Annotated in this window: 3 protein-coding genes and 1 pseudogene; all 4 read left to right on the top strand. The window is 61.8% G+C overall.

Annotation, left to right across the window (positions count from 1 at the left end; translation table 11 throughout):
• Nucleotides 1-2,662, top strand: a 2,662-nt coding sequence (locus tag Q9R47_RS24135; RefSeq protein ID WP_311235633.1) for an EndoU domain-containing protein, incomplete at its 5' end; no start/stop codon positions are given.
• A 4-nt stretch (nt 2,663-2,666) separates the two neighbouring features.
• A complete protein-coding gene (locus tag Q9R47_RS24130; protein ID WP_311235632.1) occupies nt 2,667-3,122 on the top strand; it encodes a hypothetical protein in 456 nt (151 codons plus the stop codon).
• Nucleotides 3,123-3,191: 69 nt separating this feature from the next.
• Nucleotides 3,192-3,374: pseudogene (locus tag Q9R47_RS24125) on the top strand (transposase); the annotation flags it as partial.
• A partial coding sequence (locus Q9R47_RS24120; RefSeq protein ID WP_311235631.1) for a hypothetical protein occupies nt 3,365-4,273 on the top strand: 909 nt, incomplete at its 3' end. The pseudogene Q9R47_RS24125 and the gene Q9R47_RS24120, both read left to right, overlap by 10 nt.

Raw genomic sequence — 4,273 nt, 5'->3', positions numbered from 1 at the left:
CCCGGACGGAAGCCTAGCGGCGGCGCTGACGAACCAGGCGACGCAGGCCACGAGCAACGATGCGCGCTATGACCGCACGTTCGTGAACGACGCGAGTGGTACCACGGTGTTCGTAAGCCAGGGCGGGTTTAACGCCCAGGCCGAAGTCAACAGCAGCATCGCCAACCCGGCCTCGGGCTACCAGGGTGGGGTGACCGGCAGTGCGCTAACCCCTGGCCACGTGCAGCGCCAACTGGTCGCGAATGGCGAGGTGCTGGCCCGCTATGGCGACGCCCCGACATCCGAGGAGAACGCGACACAGACCAACAACCCGGTGTACGTGGACACGGCCGACTTCCGGCTGCAGGCCGCGCAGATCCGCCCGCGCCACAAGAGCATGGACCCGATCGCCTACACGGTGGTGGGCGGGGAGACGCTGAAAGACATCGCCCGCAACGTGCTGGGCGACGCGAGCCTGTGGTGGCGCATCGCGGAGGCCAACAGCCTGGCGGTGTCGGGCGACGGGCAACTGACGGCGGGGCAGACGCTGACGGTTCCCAAGCTGTCGCTGAATGCGAACAGCGTGGACACGTTCCAGCCCTACGACCCGAGCCAGGCGATGGGGAGCATGGATCCGGTGTTGCCGGTGCCAGCGAATGGGGGCGGGTGCGGGGGGATCGGGGCGATCATCATGGTCGTCGTGGCGGTGGTGGTCTCCATCTATACCGCCGGGGTGCTCAGTGGTGCAGCCGTCAACGTGATGCAGGCAGGAATCAGCGTGCTGAGCGGTGGCACATTGGGCGCAGGCGCTGCCGGGATTGCCGGCATGAGCCAGTTGGGTGTGGTCGGCGCAGCGATGACGGCCGGCGCGGTGGGCTCGGTTGCCAGCCAAGCGGTGGGCAACCTCATTGGTGCGCAAGACGGATTCAGTTGGAAAGGCGTCGCGCTCAGTGCGCTGGGTAGCGGTGTCGGCAGTGCCTTGGGCCTGTCCGGCGCTCTGCCCCAACTGGGAAGTCAATTCGCCGACGCCGCGTTGCGTCAGGCAGTCTCGGGCACGATCTCCCAGGGCATCGGAACGGTGACGGGCTTGCAATCGCACTTCGACTGGAAGAGCGTTGCGGCCGGGGCCGTAGGTGCGGGCGTGGGAGCATCGGTGGGGCAGGTGCTGCAGAGCGGCAACGTGTTCGGAAACCTGGGAAGCGATTTCGCGACGGGGTTGGCGCGTGGAACCGTGTCGGGCTTCGCTGGCGGACTGACCACGGCGGTGCTGAAGGGCGGGCGTGTCAGCGTGCAGCAGGTGGCGACCGATGCGTTTGGGAACGCTTTGGCGAACTCTCTAGCGGGAGTTGGCAGCAGCGGCAGCTATCGAGGCCAAGGGTCTGCATCCAGTCCGTATGTCGATCCGGACACTGGCGAGCACATCGTGTTCGGTAAGCCGTTTGAGCCGAACTTCCCACAGATGCAGCAGTTCGTGGGAGCCTTCGGCGATGGTTCGACGCCGCCGGTGGATCGCAGTAATGATGTGCTGCTGGCAGCTGGCGATGGATTCACGATGGGACGCGGCCCTGTCTCCATCGGGCAGCGAGGGCGTACGGTGTACATCGCCGAACAGGGGGCTGACCCCTCCATTGATGCGCTGTTGGCCAAGGCTCAAGCCGATATGAAAGATCTTGAGCGGTTGCGCGATGAAGAAATAACTGCGGCATTGAATCGCAATAGCGTGATTCGCGAGACGGTGACGCCGATCTTCGAACCTTTCACGATCGAGGTGCCGACGACGGTGCGAGCAATCGCTGGCGGTGTCGGTGACGTGGTGACAGGGACAATATCGGGGTTGGCGGACCTGACGGTCGGACCTGTCGCCGATTTGGCGCAGACCGGCCTGAAGGCGCTGCACGGCGCGGTTACAGGGGACTACCAGCCCCTTACCCCGCTGAGCTCGTACGCCGACAGCGTCGTGAATGGAGGTATGGGTACCTGGGAAGGCATCAAAGCCACCGGGATAAACGTTTTCAATGTCTCGCCGCTCGGAATGGTCTACCACGCGGGCACCGGTGCCTACGGCGTGACCACTGCTGCGATCAACGGCGATGTACGTGGAGTGACGCGAGAGAGCCTTGGATTCGGCTTAAACTTTGCGGGGGCGGCGGTTGTTCCAGTGGGGATGATGCGTACACCTGTCACGCCTGGCTTCTTGGTCCAGGCCGAAACTTCCGCGTTGCAGCGCATGGCGGCAAACAACCGTGCGCCAGCGCCTTGGGCTGACTTGCGTCGCGCATATCAGCAGGCACGCAGGCAGGTGGACTTTGCGCACATCGAGGCGGACGTCGCGTTCAAAGCCAACGGCAAGGTTGATGCGAAAGGTGGACACTTCTCGACTTCTCCACAGCTGCAGCGCATCCCCGGCACCGAAGCCGTCTCGCCGAATGGCGTGATCTACGGACAAATCAATCTACTTGGACCGGATGGTAACTTCTACTTAAAAACCAACAATAAAGGTTTCTCGACGATGACTCCAGATACATGGTCCCTGGCTCGGTCAAAAGGGGAGATGAGTCAAGCTTTTCTGAATCGATCAATCGATCCCAGTGGCAAATGGTCAGGTACATCTAGTGGCGTTGACTTTCGATTTAATCCTCCGAACAACAAAGTGCCCATGTGGCGCGGTTTCCCATTGCCTTGAAATAATGAAACGATTGATCGCCGAAGTCCTGAAGCGGCCTGATGGTTCTACCCACGCAGTGCTCTACTGCCTGGGTGAGGATGGTCGGCCAGACCAAGCTATTGGAAACACGCTGCTTGAATTTGTTGAGCTGTCTTATCCGAGTGTGACGGAAATCGAGCAATTGGTGACGCTCGCTGAAAATTGTGGCTATGTCGCCAATAATCCCGACTGGGCAGACTGGGGGATAAATGATGTTGATTTATGGCTGCGTCCTCCTCTCGCTACGCCCGGTCACATCTGCATATCCAACGAAAACACAAGCCAGTTCTCAGCAGAAGGTGGACAACCACAACAATTCACGTACGGGCAGTTCCGTACTGCGCTCAAACACTGGCAGGAATTCCGGGAACTGATGGTCCAAGAGGGTAGAGAGAGCCTAGTTGGCCGGCGGTACGAAACATTGTTCCCCGAGAACTAGAGTGAGCTTTATTGCACAAATGAGGCGGCTGAATTAGTAATTTGGGCAGGTGAATAAGCGCAAACGTGCAAGCAGCGCTACAAGAGAACGGACTGGCCGGGATACAGCGCCGCGCTCAAAGCAAGAGGATCGCTGACGATTTGGCTGGACAAGAAGATGCAGTGTTAGGCGCCTGCCTGTGGCTAACCAGGTCGCCAGCCCATCTTCGGTGATGCGGCGATCGAGTTTTGCTTGAGCATCAAATGCATATTTTCGGCCAGACCACTACCTATGCCTACGACCTGGCGGGCAACCGCGTGGCCGAGAAGATGTCTCAGAAGACGTTGCTCGCCTCCGGCCTGCTGGACGACGTGGTCTACCAGGACAACCACCTGGTCTACGACGCGCAGCACCGGCTGCGGGCGGTGTTCGACGGGCGCTCGGACGTGCGCATCACCTACGACGAAGTGGGCAACCGCAAGAAGGTGACCACGCACGTGGTGAACACGATCCGCACGAACAACGCAGGAGAAGGCCCGCAGGACCGGCAGGTGGAGCACACCACCACCACGGACTTCGACTACGACGCGATGAACCGCCAGACCAGGAGCGCGGAGACGTCGGAGGTCAAAGGGGCCCGGTGGATCTTCGACTGGCGGACCGGAGCCACGCCGTCCTATGAGAAGTCGATCACGGTACTCAAGTACGGCTACGACCTGGCGGGCAACCGTGTCCGGGAGCAGACGTTCGACGGCATCGCCATCGCGGGCTCGCCGGACGGCACGGTCAAGAAGACCTACGACTACGTCTACGACGACCTGCACCGCATGGCGGGCTACACGGGCTTCGGCGCGAGCGACAAGATGGACGGCATCCTCTATGACGGCGCAGGCCGGCAGGTGGCGGCCCGCACGCTGGTCGGCGAGACGGGCGGCAGCTACGAGTACCGCTACAGCCAGTACGACGTGGCAGGCAAGCTGCAAGACGTGCACACGGTGGTGCGCAGCGCGAAGACGGGCGACAACCAGAAGGTGGCGCAGACGACCAACGTGGCGTACCACGACGCGGGCGGTGTCACCGGACTGGGCTACGACGCGGCAGGCAACCTCAAGGGCGTGCGCCAGGAAACCGACGGCCAGGCCTCGACCACGACGTACCAGTACACGTACCTG

This window comes from Acidovorax sp. PRC11, from assembly GCF_031844105.1.
GTDB lineage: Bacteria > Pseudomonadota > Gammaproteobacteria > Burkholderiales > Burkholderiaceae_C > Paracidovorax.
This window is presented reverse-complemented; position numbering and strand designations above follow the sequence as displayed.